General features: G+C 67.8%; 17 protein-coding genes and 1 pseudogene. 6 read left to right on the top strand and 12 right to left on the bottom strand.

Going from position 1 to position 17,500, the window contains the following annotated elements:
• A pseudogene (locus GRX66_RS08375) lies at positions 1 to 308 on the top strand (NAD(P)/FAD-dependent oxidoreductase); the annotation flags it as partial.
• Positions 309 to 487: 179 nt separating this feature from the next.
• Here GRX66_RS08375 and GRX66_RS08370 read toward each other — a convergent pair.
• The 3 genes from GRX66_RS08370 to GRX66_RS19900 are packed head-to-tail and all read right to left on the bottom strand — an operon-like array spanning position 488 to position 2,413.
• Entirely contained in the window at positions 488 to 1,195 is a 708-nt protein-coding gene (locus GRX66_RS08370) for a hypothetical protein (protein WP_159526159.1), read from the bottom strand.
• Complete coding sequence (locus GRX66_RS08365) at positions 1,188 to 1,469, bottom strand: sulfurtransferase TusA family protein (protein ID WP_159526158.1); 282 nt, start codon at positions 1,467 to 1,469, stop codon at positions 1,188 to 1,190. The genes GRX66_RS08370 and GRX66_RS08365 overlap by 8 nt, the downstream gene beginning before the upstream one ends.
• A complete protein-coding gene (locus tag GRX66_RS19900; protein ID WP_159526157.1) occupies positions 1,469 to 2,413 on the bottom strand; it encodes a hypothetical protein in 945 nt (314 codons plus the stop codon). Before GRX66_RS19900 ends, GRX66_RS08365 begins: the two co-directional genes overlap by 1 nt.
• A gap of 201 nt (positions 2,414 to 2,614) precedes the next feature.
• Here GRX66_RS19900 and GRX66_RS08355 point away from each other — a divergent pair, with 201 nt between their 5' ends.
• The gene (locus GRX66_RS08355; protein ID WP_159526156.1) at positions 2,615 to 3,469 is read left to right on the top strand and encodes a hypothetical protein; all 855 of its coding nucleotides are present in this window, start codon (positions 2,615 to 2,617) and stop codon (positions 3,467 to 3,469) included.
• A 36-nt stretch (positions 3,470 to 3,505) separates the two neighbouring features.
• On the opposite strand, the gene GRX66_RS08350 is transcribed toward GRX66_RS08355, so the two are convergent.
• Positions 3,506 to 4,840 carry a phosphoribosylamine--glycine ligase gene (locus GRX66_RS08350; RefSeq protein WP_159526155.1) on the bottom strand — a complete coding sequence of 445 codons (1,335 nt, stop codon included), beginning with the start codon at positions 4,838 to 4,840 and terminating at the stop codon, positions 3,506 to 3,508.
• 215 nt (positions 4,841 to 5,055) lie between these two features.
• Here GRX66_RS08350 and GRX66_RS08345 point away from each other — a divergent pair, with 215 nt between their 5' ends.
• The 4 genes from GRX66_RS08345 (at position 5,056) to GRX66_RS08330 (ending at position 9,232) form a co-directional block, all read left to right on the top strand.
• On the top strand, positions 5,056 to 6,393 hold the full coding sequence (locus GRX66_RS08345; RefSeq protein ID WP_159526154.1) for an ABC transporter substrate-binding protein: 1,338 nt from the start codon (positions 5,056 to 5,058) through the stop codon (positions 6,391 to 6,393).
• A 229-nt stretch (positions 6,394 to 6,622) separates the two neighbouring features.
• Complete coding sequence (locus GRX66_RS08340; protein ID WP_159526153.1) at positions 6,623 to 7,249, top strand: LolA family protein; 627 nt, start codon at positions 6,623 to 6,625, stop codon at positions 7,247 to 7,249.
• Positions 7,249 to 8,187: a S49 family peptidase gene (locus GRX66_RS08335; RefSeq protein WP_159526152.1), complete on the top strand. Its 939-nt coding sequence runs from the start codon at positions 7,249 to 7,251 to the stop codon at positions 8,185 to 8,187. The genes GRX66_RS08340 and GRX66_RS08335 overlap by 1 nt, the downstream gene beginning before the upstream one ends.
• Positions 8,174 to 9,232, top strand: a complete 1,059-nt coding sequence (locus GRX66_RS08330; protein ID WP_159526151.1) for a DUF4350 domain-containing protein — start codon at positions 8,174 to 8,176, stop codon at positions 9,230 to 9,232. Before GRX66_RS08335 ends, GRX66_RS08330 begins: the two co-directional genes overlap by 14 nt.
• 169 nt (positions 9,233 to 9,401) lie before the next feature.
• Here the strand turns inward: GRX66_RS08330 and GRX66_RS08325 are convergent, their stop codons facing one another.
• The 8 genes from GRX66_RS08325 to GRX66_RS08290 form a co-directional block, all read right to left on the bottom strand.
• Positions 9,402 to 10,151 carry an ABC transporter ATP-binding protein gene (locus tag GRX66_RS08325; protein ID WP_159526150.1) on the bottom strand — a complete coding sequence of 250 codons (750 nt, stop codon included), beginning with the start codon at positions 10,149 to 10,151 and terminating at the stop codon, positions 9,402 to 9,404.
• A complete protein-coding gene (locus GRX66_RS08320) occupies positions 10,148 to 11,041 on the bottom strand; it encodes an ABC transporter ATP-binding protein (RefSeq protein WP_159526149.1) in 894 nt (297 codons plus the stop codon). The genes GRX66_RS08325 and GRX66_RS08320 overlap by 4 nt, the downstream gene beginning before the upstream one ends.
• Entirely contained in the window at positions 11,034 to 12,368 is a 1,335-nt protein-coding gene (locus GRX66_RS08315; RefSeq protein WP_159526148.1) for a branched-chain amino acid ABC transporter permease, read from the bottom strand. The genes GRX66_RS08320 and GRX66_RS08315 overlap by 8 nt, the downstream gene beginning before the upstream one ends.
• Complete coding sequence (locus GRX66_RS08310; RefSeq protein WP_159526147.1) at positions 12,365 to 13,576, bottom strand: branched-chain amino acid ABC transporter permease; 1,212 nt, start codon at positions 13,574 to 13,576, stop codon at positions 12,365 to 12,367. The genes GRX66_RS08315 and GRX66_RS08310 overlap by 4 nt, the downstream gene beginning before the upstream one ends.
• A 243-nt stretch (positions 13,577 to 13,819) precedes the next feature.
• Positions 13,820 to 14,179 (bottom strand): P-II family nitrogen regulator, encoded by a 360-nt coding sequence (locus GRX66_RS08305; protein WP_159526146.1) that lies wholly within the window; start codon positions 14,177 to 14,179, stop codon positions 13,820 to 13,822.
• Complete coding sequence (locus GRX66_RS08300) at positions 14,172 to 15,554, bottom strand: ammonium transporter (protein WP_159526145.1); 1,383 nt, start codon at positions 15,552 to 15,554, stop codon at positions 14,172 to 14,174. Before GRX66_RS08300 ends, GRX66_RS08305 begins: the two co-directional genes overlap by 8 nt.
• 262 nt (positions 15,555 to 15,816) lie before the next feature.
• Positions 15,817 to 16,224: a DoxX family protein gene (locus GRX66_RS08295; RefSeq protein ID WP_159526144.1), complete on the bottom strand. Its 408-nt coding sequence runs from the start codon at positions 16,222 to 16,224 to the stop codon at positions 15,817 to 15,819.
• A gap of 405 nt (positions 16,225 to 16,629) precedes the next feature.
• Entirely contained in the window at positions 16,630 to 17,244 is a 615-nt protein-coding gene (locus tag GRX66_RS08290) for a VOC family protein (RefSeq protein ID WP_159526143.1), read from the bottom strand.
• Between the last annotated feature and the right edge of the window lie 256 nt (positions 17,245 to 17,500).

The following is a 17,500-nucleotide window of genomic DNA, read 5'->3' as shown; positions in this document are numbered from 1 at the left end:
CGGCAGTCCGCGAAGCGGCGGTGGCAGCGCGGAACGTCGAGAAACTGGTGGCGTCCGTCCGCGACCGAGACGACGGCTTCCGGCCGCGTCTCGACCGGTACACGTTCGATTCGCCGGGATGGCTGGTGAGCGTCGGCGACGGCGCTCTCGCCAAAGTGGGGCCGACGGTGTTCCGCGGCCCCGCAGCGAACGCGGTGAAATCCGGCGTCGGCGCGGCGTACCTCGCGTCCGCGGGCGACATCCGTGACGCAGTCGGACTGTTGCGCGAGGAGTTCGAACTGGAATCAACCGTCGACGAGCGCCGCTGACGGCAGCGGCCCGCTGCACTCTCATTCGACACAGCTGCCGGCGGCGGCAGTCGCGATCTGACCACGACATGGCGGTTCGAGAATCGGCCGGACCTATTGACGAACGGAGGCGAATCCCCCGGGTGGCCACGTTCGTGCCGGGGAGCCCACAGCGCACCCCCTAGCGTGGCGCACCATCGCTACTCGGGGACCGCGAGGGTGAACGGGCTGTCCTCGCCCGGGGTCGCGTCGAGAACGCGCTGGACGCGGGTGTGCCACTCGTCCTGGAACTGGTCGCGTTCCGCGTCGGTCGCCTCGCCGGCGACGAGTTTCGGGATGAGGTCAGTGACACCGCCGTCGCCACCGTCCGGCGGCGACATGCCGACCGCGCCGGACGCGAACGACACGCGAACCGCCTGCTCAGTGTCGGTTCGCGTGAACTCGAACGTCCGTCCGGGACCGTCCAGGTCCCCGAAGGATAGCAGGTCCTGGCGGCCGCCGTAGCCGCCGAACCCCGTGAAGCCGGTTTCGCGGTCCGCGCCGGTGACGTGACTGACCACGTTCGCCATCGGCCCGAGGCCCGGGTCCGCGGGGTCGCCGCCGACGACGACCTTGATTCGCGAGCGGACGGGCGTTCCCGCCTGGTAGAGTTCGTCGAGCGCGAGCTGTGTGGACCGGTACGCGCCCGCGACGGCAGGACAGGCGTGCCCGGCCCGCAGGACGACGTCCGCGAACGAGACGACGAGCGGGTCGCCCGCGGGCACGACGCCGAGCAGTTCCGCGAGCGGGTCCCGGACCGCGATGGGGTCGGCGTCGGCGAGGTGCTGCCAGGTGGTCTGTTCGACGCCGCCGGTCGGTGCTGCGTCGAGCGATGCCGCGTCGTCCGGGTGGGTCGCTGAGTCACGCATGGATTTCGAGGTAGGTCGTGTACTGTTTGCGGAGGACGCGCTGGCGTTCGGCCACGACGGCGAGCAGTTCGTGTGGCGTCTCCGCGGCGAGTTTCGGATATTCGGTTTTCGCTCGGCGGTCGGAGCTCTTGATTACGAGGACGTCGCCCTCGGAGAGGTCTTCGAGCGCGCGTTGGACGCGGACGATGCCGTTCGCACAGCCGCGGCCGCGGTTGTCGATAGTGTGGTCCGGGTCGACGTCCGGCGGCGTCTCGGGCACGTCGAGGTCCGCCATCAGTCGTCACCCGCCGGGGCCTCGGCGAGGTCGCAGACGCCGTCGATCGGCGAGCAGGCGCGCCACATCGGACACGTCAGGAAGATGCCGAACAGCACGAGGACGAACGCGAGTTTCGCGAGCACGGCGAGGCCCACCATCGTCCCGAGGTACGTTTCGGTACTCGTGCCGAGCACGTCCACTGACTGGTAGACGCCAGTGAGGAGGAGGGTGGGAATGATGATTCGCACCGTCCACCGGAACCGTTCGAGTTGCTCGCCGGCCGCGCTGACGACGGGCGGCGTCGGGCGGAGTTGGCCCGTCGGGACGGCGACGAAGATGTTCCAGACCGCGCCGCCGACCCAGGTGGCGAACGCCAGGAGGTGGAGCGCGCGCACGGCGGCGGCTACAGCGCCGCCGCCCGCGAGGGCGACGTCCGCGGTCGCGGTCGTGACGGTCACAGCTGTAAGGGCGACGAGCGCGACGACGCCCGCTGGCGTCCGGAACCGGGCGTCGACCGCCGCTCCGTCGAGTGTATCGAGAGCCACTGCGGCGATGGACACGGCGAGCAATGCGGCCAGAGTTACCCTGAACAGCGGCGACAGACCACCGTAGACAGTTGCGAGCAGCGTGACGCCGGTGACAGCGAGGACGCCGAGCGCGGCGACGGCGATGCGGTCGAACTGCCGGTACAGTTCCGCGCAGTAGTCGCCGGCGGCGTCCAGGTCGGTGGGCCTGACGAACCCGTGTTTCCAGAGCAGGCCGCCGAGCAGGACGCCCAGCGCGACGAAGTACGCCCACTTGGCGACGGCGAGTGCGGCACCGGCGCCACCCGAGAGTTCGAGCGTGAGCGCGGTGCCGACCAGCGACGCCCCGAGAATGACCGCGAGCGCGGCTTTCGGGAGCAGGTACTTGTCGAAGAGGTCGTCCGCGGCGGTGCGTGTGGTCTGGGTGACGTCTGCCATCGCGGGGGGAAACACCTCGCCAGATTGTTAGGCGCACCTAAACTAAGGCCTGTGCGCGGACATGTTCGGACGCGCGCGTGCCGCACACACACCAGCCCCACCGACGAACCACGACGCACTGCGGCCGTCCGCCGAACAGCACACCCCGAACATCTCCGGATGCAATGCTTTGCACGCTGGCGCCCAACAATCACGAAACGGATGGACACTGAGCCCAGCCGCGGGGACGGCATCGACTGGCAGCGCGCCGCGACCCGCGACAGACGCGCGCCGGTCCGCCGCGCGATTCCGTACGTCGAGGCAGTCCTGGAATACCGGGACCTCGATCCGACGCGATACGGCGGGGCGTTCTTCCCCGACGCAGTCCCGTACTCGCTCTGTGGCGAGGACCGGGTGTTCTACTGGCAGCCAGTGCTGGACGCCACGACACCGCCGAGCGACTGCTGGACAGCTCTCTGTGCGACCCCGTACCGCGTTCAGCCGACGACCACGTGCGGGCCTGTGGCCCCGAGACTCACCAGCGACGACGGTCAGACAGTTCTCGTGGAGGGGACCGTCGGCGGGGACGCCACGGAAGCCGAACTCGCTGACCCAGTGGCCCACGCGGTCACTATCGAGCGCATCGACGACGACGAGGCCGTCGTCAGCGTGTCCGGCGACCACCACCCGGTTCGGCAGGGACGGCGGGCCGAGCTGCAGCTCGACGCGACCACGGTTCGACCCGCCGACGGCACCGAGACGGCGACGACGCCGGTGTTGACGGTCCGGTATCCCGGCGTCCGCGTGTTCTATCACCCCGCCGTCGACGCGACGTACCGGCTGTTCCCGTCGTTCGGGCTGGATCTGGCCGACCTGCCGCGCTCACTCGACGTCTCGCTCGGCGCGAACGTCGACCCTGCGGCCGTCGCCGGGGCGCTCGGCGTGGAGCTTTCGGATCGACCGTACCCCGAGCGCGTCCTGTGGCAGGCGTTCGTTCACACCGCATTCGGCGGCGATGCGCCGCCGACGCTCGGACAGTTCGACACCGGCCTGCTCGCCGTCTGGCCCGACGGCTGACGACGAGGCGAATGCGGGGTGTCCCCGCCACGTCGATTACGCCGGCCCGAGGTATCCCCACGCGTGCAGGCGGTCCCCGTCACCCGTCACCCAGCGGTCACCGATGTCGTCCCGGTAGTAGAGGTTCGGGATGAGGACGTCGTCGACTCGCTCGTACGCCTGGCGCTGGGCCTCGCGCATCGTGTCGCCTTTCCCGGTGACGACGAGCGGCATCCCGGAGTCGCCGGCGACCCGCCACTGGCCGTCGACTCGCTTGGCGTCTTCGATGTGGACGCCCGGGGGCGCCGTCGTCGCCCCAGACCCCGGGTCCGAGGCGAAGACGATGGCCGCGTTTCGCGAGTTCTCGTCGTACGTCTCCTCGTCGTCGAACGGGAACGGCGGCAGGACCACGCGGACGCCGACCTGGTAGCCGTCGTGGACGTCGAAGTCCGGGTCGCGGCCGTGCGCGAGTGCGTTGAAGAACTCGGCCGTGGAGGATTCGATGGCCTCCTCCTGGAGCGTGATGGTCGGATACCCGAACCGCGGCGTGAACTCAAGGGGATAGACGCCGGTTTCGTTGACGATGCAGTTCAGGTCGATGCTGCCCACGTAGCCCTCGTCGGCCAGCCACTCCTCCAGGCGGCCGAGCGTGCGCTCGAAGAGGTCGTTGCGCCGCGACCAGAACATCGACGTCCCCATCTCGCCCGTAGACGGACCGATGTTTCCCGGGAAGAGGCGCTTGTGCTCGAAGTTGAAGTTCACCGGTTCGACGAACGCGTCCCCGTTGAAGAACCCACAGACGGCGACCTCGACGCCCTGGACCTTTCGCTGCAACTGGAACCCCTTCATGCGGTGGCCCCACGCCTTCTTGTACGCGCGGAGGACGTCGAGGACGTCGCTGCCGTCGTCCTCGTCCCCGACGTACAATAGTCGCTTGACGTTCTGGACTTCGCCGAGCGGCTTGACGACGAACGGCCCTGGGTTCTCCTGGACGTGTTGGATGGCGGCGTCGAAGTCCGAGAACTCCGCGTGGTCGATCGTGTTCACGCCGTTCGCTTCGAGGACCTCCATCGCGTACCCGCGGTCCTCCTCGAGGCGGTCGGTGTTCGGCGTGCCGCCGACGACTGCGTGGCCGTCCGCGCGCAGTTCCTCGGCGAGTGCGCCGGTCCCCACCGAGTCGCCGACCCAGACGTCGTCGAAGACGACGACGTCCGCCCACTCGGCGTCGGCCCGCCAGTCGTCGGACTTCGGGACGAAGCCGTCCGCGATCTCCTGGTCGCTGTCGGCTTCGATGTAGTACTTGACGTCGTGGCCCTCCGCGTGGACCTGCCACGCGACGTCGCCGATGAGGGCTGCGTCCGCCGAGACGAAGAGGAATCGTGTTGGCGCCATACGAAAACCACCACCGAAGCCGTCAAAAGATTGCTGACCAGAACACCCGGGTCGAGTGCGGTCACAGTGTCTGTTCGTTGATGACCAATTGACGACCCCTTCACGCCGGCGTCACATCACCACAACCGCGTCATTTCCATCAATACCCGCAGCGAGTGCGTCAAATTGTAACGTAGCCGGAATTGATTTATACCAGTTAACTGTTAATGCGTCGTATGCCATCAAGGGTCAATAGGCGTGACATCATTCGCGGACTCGGTGCAGCGGGCATCGCCGGAATCGCTGGCTGTACGGGCGGTGACGGCGACGGTGACGACGAAACGACCACCGAAGACACCGGGGCCGACGGAACGACCGAGGGGAACGGCGACACCCAGGAGACGACGGAGGAGACCGGGGGCGGAATGGATCGCACCCTCAGTCAGGGCGTCCTCCTGCCGACGACCGGCGACCTCGCAGACCTCGGCGAACCGATCAAGAACGCGGCCGAACTCCCGCGGTTCGTCCTCGAGGGGGAGACGGACTTCGACCTGGACTTCAACGTTCAGGACACCCAGACAGACCCGAACGCCGCGCAGTCCGCGGCACAGGAACTCCGGAACGGCGGCTACCCTGCAGTGACGGGCGCGGCGTCCTCCGCAGTCAGCATCGCCGTCTACGAGAACGTCTTCATCCCGTCCGGAATCGTCGGCTGTTCGCCCGCGAGCACGTCGCCGGACATCACGGACATGAACGACAACGGCCTCGTCTACCGGACGGCGCCGACCGACGCCCTGCAGGGCCGCGTGCTCGCTGACGTCGCAGTCAACCGGCTGGAGGCGTCCACGGCGGCGACGATGTACGTGAATAACTCCTACGGGCAGTTGCTGTCGGACAGCTTCGTGACCGCGTTCCAGGACCGCGACGGCCAGGTTCCGAATCAGGTGTCCTTCCAGAAGGGGCAGTCCTCGTACACGTCCCGCATCTCGCAGGCACTCAACGACGACCCGGAGGTCATCGTCGTCATCGGGTACCCCGAGAGCGGCATCCAGCTGTTCTCGGACTTCTACTCGGACTTCGACACCGACGTCCCCATCCTCATCACGGACGGTCTGCGTTCGGCGTCGCTGCCAGCCGACGTCGGCAACCCGCTGGACAACATCACTGGGACCGCGCCGCTCGCGGCGGGTCCCGGCCGCGACTACTTCGAGGAGCAGTACCGCTCCGAGTACGGCCTCGACGAGGACGAGGACCCCGGCGTGTTCACCGCACAGGCGTTCGACGCGACGGCCGTCTGCCTGCTCGCGAACGCGCGCGCGGGCGAGAACGACGGCGCCGCCATCGCCGAGGAGATGCAGGCAGTCGCTAACCCCGAGGGCGAGGAGGTCACACCGAGCAATCTCGCTGAGGGCCTCCAGATGGCGGCCGAAGGCACGGAGATCAACTACAACGGCGCGTCCAGCGCGGTCGCGTTCGACGAGAACGGCGACCTGACGGCCGCGACCTACGAGTACTTCGGCTTCCAGGAGGGCGGCGGCATCGAGACCATCGCCACCATCGAGTTCTCGGCGTAACGCCCCCGGCGACCACCCAGTTTTTTCGCGCACCCGCGACGACCAGCCACGGCTCCACCGACAGCACACCCTTCGTCGTACTCTCATCCCCGGTGCCGGCCACAATCCACACTCGCGGCAGGTGGACCGGATTCTCTGGCCGTGCAAACGCGGGCCGCGAGTATTGAAGCGTGACGCTATAGGGGCACACGTCGAAGGAATGACCACTACGAAATTTCGAGTGGCGGCAGTGTCCGCCCTCCTCGTAACCTCTCTGACAGCCGGCTGCATCGGGGGACTGCAGGTCGGCGGCTCCCTCGATGCCGGCGCGGTCGGGGAGCGAGTAGAACAGCGATACGATAGCCTCGACGGCTACAGCGCGACAGTGACGCGGACCGTCGAGGTCGGAGACGACACAGACGTAGCGCGCGCAGAGGTAACAGTCCGCGACGACCGCCGAGAGGTGACGTACACCGCAGGGTCCAGAGCGGGCAATACCGTGACTGTGCCGGCCGACGCCGAGCCGGTGTTCGGCGCGGCCCTCGGCGTCGACGGCCCCGCCACGGCGTCGAGTTACGGCGCGCTCGCGGAGTTCCTCGTGGCGTCTGCGAACGTCACGGTTGACCGCCTGACGACCGTCGACGACCGCCGGACGGCAGTCGTCGAACTCGAGCCGAAGGACGCGGCCGCAGCCAATCTGACACGAACAGTCTGGGTAGACCTCGACCGACAGATCCCGACGACAATCGTGACGTCGTGGACGACATCGAGCGGCGAAACGGTCACCGTGACCGTCGAGTACGACGACGTCACGCTGTACGAGGACGACTCGGCTACCGCTGAGTCGACGTCTGGAACTCCGGAGGTGGCGGTCTGATGGTCGAGACTCCGTTCGGCGACGACGATACAGCGAGCGCCCGCGGCGTCGTCAGGGTGACGACCCTCGTGTTAGTCGTCGTCGGCCTGGTCGTCGGCGTCGCGCTCGCGCCACAGGCCTGGAGTTTCGCGACGCAGCCCGACGGCAACATCGCTGTGGTCGAGATACAGGGCTCGATCACCGGCGAAACCGCGTCGGGTGTCGTGGAGAACCTCCGTGAGGCCCGCCAGAACGACTCCATCGAGGCAGTCGTACTGGACGTCGACAGCCCCGGCGGCACGGCGGCCGCCAGCGAGCAACTGTACCTCGCTGTCAAGCGCACCGCCGCTGAGATGCCCGTGGTGACGAGCGTCACCGGCACTGCCGCGTCGGGGTCGTACTACGCCGCCATCCCGAGCGAACAGATCTACGTGACCCCGGCGTCCGTCGTCGGGAGCGTCGGAGTACGCGCGACAGTGCCCACAAGCGGCTCCGTGGAGGGCGAGGTCGTCACCGGTCCGGACAAGAACGGCGGCGCGACCGAGGCCGAAGTCTACGAGCGCGTGGAGACGTTGCGGCGGGCGTTCGTCGGCGCGGTGTTCGCGGAACGCGGCGACCGCATCGACCTGACCCGCGAAGAAGTCTCGCACGCGAAAGTGTACTCGGGCGCGGCGGGCGTCGAGAACGGGCTCGCCGACGAGGTCGGCGGCGTCGACACGGCCGTCGCGGCGGCCGCCGACGAGGCCGGCCTCGACGATTACAGGGTGACGCGCATGGACGCCCCGCAGCCGTCCCTGCTCTCCCAGATCGGCTTGTCCGCCGAGGAGGCACCCGACCAGCCGTCGACCGAACAGGTGTTCGACTACCGCGGCGTCGACACGGTCCAGTACCTGATGTTGCACGGAACAATTCGGACGACCGAGACGGAAACGGAGGTGACCGCAAATGCGAACGCGTGACGTTGCGCGCGGCATCGGTGTCGTCGCAGTCGTCGCAATCGTGGTCCTCGCGGCCACGGTCGCTGGCGGCCTGCTGGTGTCCTCGCCCACGAACGTCGGCGAGGCTCCGACCCCGGACGCCTACGACACGGGCAGCCTGGATGCGAGCCCAATCGCTTCGGACGGCGACGTGACCGCGCCCGACGGGGAGTCCAAGACCGTCGTGGTCGACGTGAGTCACGGCAACGACGTCAGCGAGGACGCCATCCAGCCGTTCGTGGACGCGCTCGTCGAATCCGGCCACGAGGTCCGGTTCTACGGCGGCTCGAGCAGCACCGGCATCGGCGCTCCGACGCAGAGCGGGTCACCGTTCAACGAGACGCTCCGGAGCGCGGACGCGCTCGTCGTCGTGAGTCCCGCCGCCACGTACGACGACGACGAGGCAGCCGGCGTCGAGGCGTTCGCGGACGCGGGCGGCCGCGTGCTCCTCGCTGCGGACCCGCCGACAACCACGACCAGCGACCAGCCCATCAGTATTCCCGGGTTGGACACGGGCGGGTCGGTGTCCGCGGCCGGACAGCCCGCGAATCTCGCGGGCCAGTTCGACGTGACGTTCGGCAACGGCTACCTCTACGACATGGCGGACAACGCGAACAACTTCCAACACGTGTACGCCAGCGGCGACGGTGGTATCGCCGACGGCGTCGAGGACGCCATCCTGGGCGGCGCGGTGCCGCTCCGGACGGGCCCGGACGCAAGCGTCGTGCTGTCAGTCGGCGACGCGGCGCTGTCGACAACACGCGAGACCGGCTCGTACGCTGTCGCTGCACGGACCGGGAACGTCATCGCCGTCGGTGACACAGACGTCCTCACGTCCGGCATGGCGACCACCGGCGACAACGACGTGCTGGCGAGCAACCTCGCAGCGTTCCTCGTTTCCGGCGACAAGGAACCCGGCGAGCCGTCGAACGGCGGTACTGGCGGCCAACCGCCGACGGGTTCGGGAGCAATGATCGGTTCCGCCGCGAGCACTGGCTCCGCGGGGATGGTGACTGCAGCCGACTGAAACCGCAATAGCCGCCTGCTAATTCTCACGAGCTGCTGGGAGCGAAGTCCCGTGGTCCGGCGACGGGCGGGGAAGTCGAATCGGCGCGGGTCGCGTCGATTACCGTGGCCGCGACAACAGTCGCCACAAGAACAGTCGTCGCAGGAGCCAACCGAGTAGCGTCCCCGTGCTACCCGCCGAGGAACTCCTGACGGACTTCCTCGTCGTCGAGCAGCGCGTCGCCGTCGTCCATGTAGCTGTTCTGGCCGTTCGCGAGGACGTAGCCGCGGTCGCAGCGACGGAGCGCCTCCTTGGCGTTCTGTTCGACCATCAGGACGCTGGTGCCGTCGTCGTTGATGCGGTCGATGCGGTCGAACATCTCGTCGACGAGGTCGGGGGCCAGGCCCGCGGAGGGTTCGTCCAGCATCAGGAGGCCGGGGTCGAGCATCAGCGCCCGCCCCATGGCGAGCATCTGCTGTTGGCCCCCGGACAGCGACCCGGCGGTCTGGGACTCGCGCTCCTCCAGGATGGGGAAGCGGTCGTAGACGTCCCGGAGTCGGTCCTGCGGGAGTTCGTCGAGGATGTACGCCCCCATCTCGAGGTTCTCGCGGACCGACAGCCCCGCGAACACGTTCTCGTTCTGGGGGACGTAGCCGATGCCCTCGTGGATGATCTGCTCGGGCGCGAGTTCGTGAATCGGCTCGTCCCGGAAGCGAATCTCCCCGCCCATGTACGTCGTGAGGCCGAACACGGACTTCATCACGGTCGACTTCCCGGCGCCGTTCGGCCCGACGATGGTGACGTACTCGCCGTCCCGGACGTCCAGGTCGACGCCGGACAGCACCTGCAGGTCGCCGTAGCCGGCGTCGAGGTCCCGTACCGCGAGCAGGCCCGCTTCGTCGTCGGGGAGACTCGCCTCCCGGGACGCGTGTTCGCTCATACCTCACCACCGAGGTAGGCCTCGATGACTTCCTCGTTGTTCTTGATCCGCTCGGGCGGCCCCTCGTCGAGGACGCGGCCCTGGTGCATGACGATGACGTGTTCGCAGTTCTGCATAATGAGGTCCATGTCGTGTTCCACCAGCAGGAAGGTCAACCCCTGCTCGCGGAGGTCGTGGATGCGGTCGAGTAGTTTCTCCTCCAGCGTCGGGTTCACGCCGGCAAACGGTTCGTCCAGCAACAGCACGCTCGGGTCGGTCATCAGCGCGCGAGCCAGCTCCAGCAGCTTCCGCTGGCCGCCCGAGAGGTTGCCCGCGTACTCCGTCGCGAGGTGGTCGAGTTCGAAGAACTCCAGGGTCTCCCAGGCCTTCTCTCTGAGTTCGCGTTCCTGCGCGACGACCCTGCCGCGGGTGCCGGGGAGCACCGACCGAGTGATTGACTCGCCCTGCTGGCCGCCCGGCGCGAGCATCACGTTCTCCAGAACGGTCATCTCGCCGAGCTGCCGGGCGATCTGGAACGTCCGCACGAGACCGCGCTCGACGATGTCGTGGGGCTGTTCGCCCGAAATCTCCTCGCCGCGGAAGTAGACGTCGCCGGCGTCGGCCTCGTGGACGCCCGTGATGCAGTTGAACGTCGTGGACTTCCCGGCGCCGTTCGGGCCGATGAGGCCGGTGAGCGACCCCTCCTCGACGGCGAACGTCGCGCCATCGACGGCCGTGATGCCGCCGAACTCCTTGCGGAGGCCCTCCACGCGCAGCGGGACGCTGCGCGGCACCGTCTTCGCGCTCTCCTCGACGTCGCTGTCCATCGTCTCCGGTTCGACGTCCTCCGGCACGTCGACGTCGTCCGGGATGTCCGCGTCGGCGACGCTGGGTGCGTCATCCTCACTCATCGGTCTCACCTCCGTCGACAGCGGCGGCGTCGGCGTCCGCCCGGCCGGTGTCCGGGCGGGTGTCCGCGGTCAGCGGAACGCCCGCCGCCGTCTCCTTGCGGGCGCCCAGCAGGCCGTCGGGCTTGCGTTGTATCAGCACGACCAACAGGATACCCATGCCGATGAACCGGAGCGAGTCGATGTTGTTCAGCAGGAAGCCGCCCAGCGGCGCGAGGTTGCCGCTGGCGATCGGAATCAGCGCCTCGATGAGGTTCCCGGGGTTCGCGGACACCTGGAACGTCTCCTGGATGATCGAGCGAATCATCGGTGGCGCCTCGAACAGCAGGCTGGCGAACAGCGCGCCGCCGAGCACGCTGCCCGTGTTCGACCCCGCGCCGCCGATGATGAGCGCGATGAAGATGTAGAACGTGATGTTCGGCCTGAACGTCTGGGGGGTCACGGACGCCCGCGGCCCCATCGCGAACCAGACGATGCCCGCCAGCCCCATCAGGCCACAGCCGAGCGCGAACGCGCGGACTTTGAAGTTCTGCGTGTCCTTGCCCAGGGACTGCGCGGCCGTCTCGTCCTCCCGGATGGCCTTCAGCACGCGACCGTACGGGGACTTCCCGGCGCGCTCCAGCAGCAAGTACACGACCAACAGCACGAGGAGCACGCCGACGGTGTACAGCGTGTTGACGACCGCGAACTGGCTGATGCCGTACTCCGCGGCGAACGAGAACACCGTCTCTCCGAGCGACGTCGCCTCCGAGGCCGGGCTCGTCGGATCCTGTAACAGTAGGGTCTCCACCGGACTCGTCGGCAGATTGCCGAACCCGCGCGCGCCGCCGGTGACGTCCGAGAAGGCCGGCGAGTTGTACGTGATGCGGATTATCTCGGAGATTGCGACGGTGACGATGGCGAGGTAGTCGGCTTTGAGCCGTAGCGCCGGCAACGCGGCGACGAGGCCGACGAGCGTCGCAGCGAGGATCCCCCCTAATACGCCGATGGGGAGCGGGAGACCGAGTCCCGGCGGGGACCCGGCGGGCGGACTCGACAACATTGCGACCGTGTACGCGCCGACCGCCATGAATCCGGCGACGCCGATGTTGAACAGGCCGGCGTACCCCCACTGGATGTTCAACGCGAGGACGACGATCCCGTACACTGCCGCGAGGAAGGTCACGCGCCGGACGAGCGACAGCATGCCGGAGTTGCCGTATCCGAGGTGGTTGCCGAACGCGTAGAACACCACCCAGATGGCGATGTACATCACGGCGACTTTCGCGGCGTCGTTGGCGAACACGCGGCGCAGCGGCGCGAGCACGTCGTCTGTGGTGGTCTGACTCATGCGGTCTTCACCCCGCCGAAGATGCCGCTCGGGCGGAACAGCAACACGAGAATCATGAGCGCGAACGCGGTCGGCCGCGCGAACGACGCGAGGTCGCCCTGCAGCCACACGAGCGAGACGCGGCTCGCCAGCCCGATGACGAGGCCGCCCGCGATGGCGCCGTAGATGGAGCCGATGCCGCCCATGATGACCGCCGCGAAGATGAGCAACAACAGCAGCCAGCCGGTCTGGAAGCCGAGGCCGCCCTGCGAGAGCACGAGCAGGAAGCCGGCGGCGCCCGTGAGGCCCGCGCCGATGATCCACGTGGACTTGATGACGCGCTCGGTCGGGATGCCGGTGACCTGGGCGAGCGAGCGGTTGTCGGCCATCGCGCGCATCGCCTTCCCGAGTTTCGTGCGCTGCAGGAGGACGTGCAGGCCGAACATCAGGATCGCGGCGACGACGACCAGCGTGACCTCGTGTGCGTCGACGATGACGCCGCCGAGATTCGCCGAGGGGAGTTTCTCGCTGGACGTGACGATGCGGCGGTTCGCACCGAACACCAGCGCCACGAGGTACCGCACGGCGAACGCGACCCCGATGGACGCGATGAGCAGGGAGATGCCGTCCGCGTCCCGCATGGGCCTGTAGACCAGGCGGTCCAGAATCAGCGAGAGGACGATGGTCATGCCAGCGGCGGCGACCAGCCCGATGACGATGGCGGCGGGCGACAGCCACATGTTCGCGCCGGCCTCCAGCGGCGCGGTCTGGAGCAACACCAGTCTGACCAGGTCGGCGTCCTCCAGGCGGTACGTTCCCAGCCCGGTGACGGCGTTGACGGCGCTCTCAGTGATAGCGAGCAGGCCGCCGATGCCGGCGATGACGTACGTGACCGCCCACCCGGAGAACGCGCCGGCGGTGACGTAGTCGCCGTGCGCGAAGTTCGCGAAGTTCAGGATACTGTACGTCAGCGACAGGCCAATGCTCGCGAGGCCGATGACGACGCCGATGACGATGCCGTCCCAGATGAAGCCCGCGAACTGGCCGACGGCGATGTCGCCGCCGAACCAGATCCCGAACCACGGCGTCTCCAGGGGCCCCAGCGAGACGCCCGCGAGTTTGGCCACGAGGTCGAGGAAGAGCACGGCACCGAACGCGGTGACGATGCTCGCTCCGGTGCTGCTCCGGGCGAACCCGACGCCGCGCTCGATGGTAGCGTTCGCGTCCATGTGTAATTCTCTCGTGGTACGCTCAGACACGGAACGATAAATAAACCTCGCTCGACGCCGCAGGATTTGACGGTGCCGACAGGGGGAAGGTGCGAATCCGTGGGACGAGCAGTGTTCGTGGCGCCCGCCCGGTGGCGGACGCGGAACCGGATTCGACCACCGCAGTACCCCCTGTTCCTGTGGCGACGGCCGGTGGTCGGAGCGCTCCCTGGGCAGCCGCCGCAGTACCGGTGTCGCTGCCGGTCAGACCGCGTCGGTGCCAGAGTCGCCGGTACGGATCTGCACGGCGTCCGCGACGGGCAGCACGAAAATCTTCCCGTCGCCGGACTCCCCGGTGTGAGCGGCCTCGCGGATCGCGTCGACGACGTCGTCGACGGGCGCGTCCGCGACCACGCACTCGACTTTCACCTTCTGGTGGAGGTCGACGGTGTACTCCTCGCCGCGCCACTGTTCAGTCATCACCGGCTGGCTGCCGCGGCCGCTGACGTCCGTCACCGTGAGACTCGGCGCGCCCGCGTTGGCCAGCGCCTGTTTGGTGTCAGCGAGTTTCTCCGGGCGGATGACCGCCATGACGAGCGCGACGTCGGTGTCGACGTTAGTCATCGTCGGTCACCCCCCTGCCGTCGGTGGCCATCGGTCCCGCGTCCCCGGAGGAGACGGCGACGCCGGAGTCCCCCGCCGACTCCACGAACTCGGGGTACGCAGTGTACCCGTGTTCGCTGCGGTCGAGGCCGAGCGCCTCGTCGTCGTCGTCCACGCGGAGGCCGACCGCGGCGTCCGCGACCTTGAACACGAGCCACGTGGTCGCGACCGTCCAGACGGTGATGACGGCGATGCCGACCGCCTGCATCGCGAACTGGGTCGCGGAGAACCCGCTGGTCGCGAACACGGGAATCAGGAGGGTGCCGATCGCGCCCGCGCTCCCGTGGACCGGGAACACCGCCGCGACGTCGTCGATCTTGAGCACGTCGGTCACCCAGCGGTAGACGATGGGCGCCTGTGCGCCGCCGATGACGCCGAGGACGAGGCCGCCCACCCACGTGACGTGTGGGACCGCCCCGGTGACGGCGACGAGGCCCGCGAGCAGGCCGCTCGCGGTGAACAGCGGGTCGGGTTTGCCGTCGGTCCACGTCGTGACGAGCGCGGCGGCGACGGCGCCGCCACCCATGCCGAGCGTGGTGTTCATCGCGACGCGGCCGAGGACGGCGCCGTTGAACGCGAGAGCGTCGCCATCGACGCTGAGGACGGCGGCCTGCGTACCGACGTTGAAGCCGAACCAGCCGAACGCCAGGATGAACGTCCCGAGCACCGCCAGCGTGATGGAGTGGCCGGGAATCGGCTGGCTGTTTCCGTCGCTGTCGTAGCGGCCCTTGCGCGGGCCGACCATGTAGGCGCCGACGAGCGCGGCGACGCCGCCGAGCATGTGGACGACGGTCGCGCCCGCGAAGTCGAGGTAGCCGACGCCGATGGCGTCACCGAGGTAGCCGTTCGCGCTCAGCAGGCCGGTGCCGCCCCACGCGAACCCGGCGATGACGGGATAGATGAACGCGGTGAGGCCGATGGAGTAGAACACGTACGCCTTGAACTTGATGCGCTCTGCGACGGCGCCGCTGACGATGGTCGCGGCGGTCATCGCGAACACGGCGCTGAACAGCCAGCCGACCCACGCGGTGTCGTCGTTCACGTACTCGAACGCCGACGAGACGCTGACGTCGACGCCGGCGGTCGTGACCATGCCGGCGAGGCCGAAGACGCCGAGGCCGACCAGGAAGAACACGACGACGCCCATTCCCCAGTCCATGAGGTTCTTCATGAGGACGTTGGCGACGTTTTTCGCGCGCACCTGGCCGGCTTCCAGCATCGCGAACCCCGGCTGCATGAAGAAGATGAGGAAGCACACGAGCAGGGTCCAGACGGTGTTGACGCCGTCCGCGACCGCCGTGGGGTCGGCTTGCGCGAGGAGCGCGCCCTCAACCATCGAGGACCACCATCTCCCCGGCACTTTCGTGTACGTCCGGCGTAGTTATGCACGATCCTGCGATTATACGACCACTAAACACCGAATTTGCTGCACGTTCGGGCATTGAATCCGTCACGGAACTGGACACCACGCTTCGACACTAAAGACTATCGTATAATCGCCTAGCCTATTCCAAGTGTCGTAGTAGTATAGCCACTATATAAGGATAATACGATACTTTTCTAAAGAAATTCCCGAAATTACTCGTCGTTCGTCAAGTTCAGAATAGCGAGACGGCGACGCTGTAGGCCCACGGGGAGAGACCGAACGCTGCGATCCCGAGGGCTCCCCCGGCGAGCGCGACGTTCTTCAGGAACTGGGTCATCTCGTCTTGCTGCTGTTCGTCGGGGACTGCCCAGAAGTCGTGCATGGTCACGGCGGACACCAGGAGGAACCCCGCCACCGCGACGCCAGCGAGGACCGGGAAGGCACCAGCGACGATGCCGAGGCCGCCGAGGACGAGGAGAGCGCCTGACGCCAGCACTGAGAGTTTCGGCGCGGGCAGGCCCTTGTGCTGGGCGTACCCGGTCATCTGGTCGGTCTGCAGGAAGTGGTTCAGGCCCATGAACGCGATGACGCCGCCGAACAGGATGCGCCCCACCAGCAGGAGCGCGTCTTCGGCGGCCATTACGCGGCCACCTCCGTTCGAGGAGCGGTCAGGTGAGCAGGCGATGCGGTCGGGGTTGCTATCGCTTGGATACTGAGTTTCACAACGTTACTTGGTTCGGTCTGGAATCTACTTGTACGTTTGGCGATACGAACGCCACCGGGTGACACGCGTGCCCCCGGCCACTCACCTGTCTGAAAGGGGTGAGTGCCGTCGCCTCACTATCCGCGGTCGGGAGACCCACCAGGACCCCAGCGACCCGGAGTCAGCGTCCGCCGATGGTGTACGAACACGCAGACGGTCCGTTGGACGGGCGAGAACACCGGGAATCGCAGTAGGTGTCCGGCGTGGGTCCAGTCGGAATCAGAGTGGAAGTCCGGCGTGACCCCCAGTTGCGTTCCTCTCCCGGACTGTCTGGGCCGGTCGCTAGTAGCCCACGCCGGTGGACGCGTCCGGCAGGTCGTTGGGCGTGGCGTCGAGGCCGAGTTCCTCGAGCGCCTGCTGCATGTGCTCGTCCTCCGCGAAGTCCGCACCGTCCGCCTCGCGGATGCGCTGGGCGGTCGCCAGTACTTCGCCGCGACGGCCGTCTGGGATGTCGTACTTGTCCGCGGAGAGTTCGACGATGAGTCCGTTGTTGTCCTGCGTGTACAGCGAGAAGAAGATGCCGCGGTCGAAGACGTTGTACTGGTGGCCGGCGTTCTCGAGCGCGGTCATCACGTCCTCGAAGTCCTCGGCGGCGATGGAGAACGACAGGTGGTGGACGCCGCCAGTGGGCGTGCGGAGGCGGCCGCGGTTCGACGACCGGTCGTCGCTGACGAACACCGTGAGGATGCGGCCGTCGCCGGTGTCGAAGAACAGGTGCGTCTGCGAGGGGTCGTCCAGATTCGGCTGGCGCAGCACCAGCGGCATGCCGAGCAAGTCCCGGTAGAACGCGATGGTGTCCGCTGCGTTGCTGCCCCAGATGGTGATGTGGTCGGTGCCCGTCGTTCGGAACGGGCTGTCCGGCGCCTCTGCGCTGACCGGAATCGAGTCGTCTGCCATGCTCCCGGGTAGGCCGCCCGCGCGGATAAGCACTCGCGGATGGCGGCGTCACCCGGTGACAGCCGTGCCACGTGGTCGTCGTGGCGTGTGGCAATCCGTCCGCTTCGAACCCAAACGCCACCGCTTTATCGGGCGACTGCCTACCCGGAGTCGTGCAGATTGTCGGGTACGAGACGGCGCCCGGCGACGGGCCACCGGCCCTCCGCGTCGCCAGCGACGGGACCGTCGAACGCGTGCCGCTGGTTGCCGGCGAGCG

Origin of the sequence: Halobacterium bonnevillei (genome assembly GCF_009831555.1) — an archaeon.
Taxonomy (GTDB): domain Archaea; phylum Halobacteriota; class Halobacteria; order Halobacteriales; family Halobacteriaceae; genus Halobacterium; species Halobacterium bonnevillei.
Note: the sequence above shows the minus strand (reverse complement) of the source record. Positions and strands in the feature narration are given on the sequence as shown.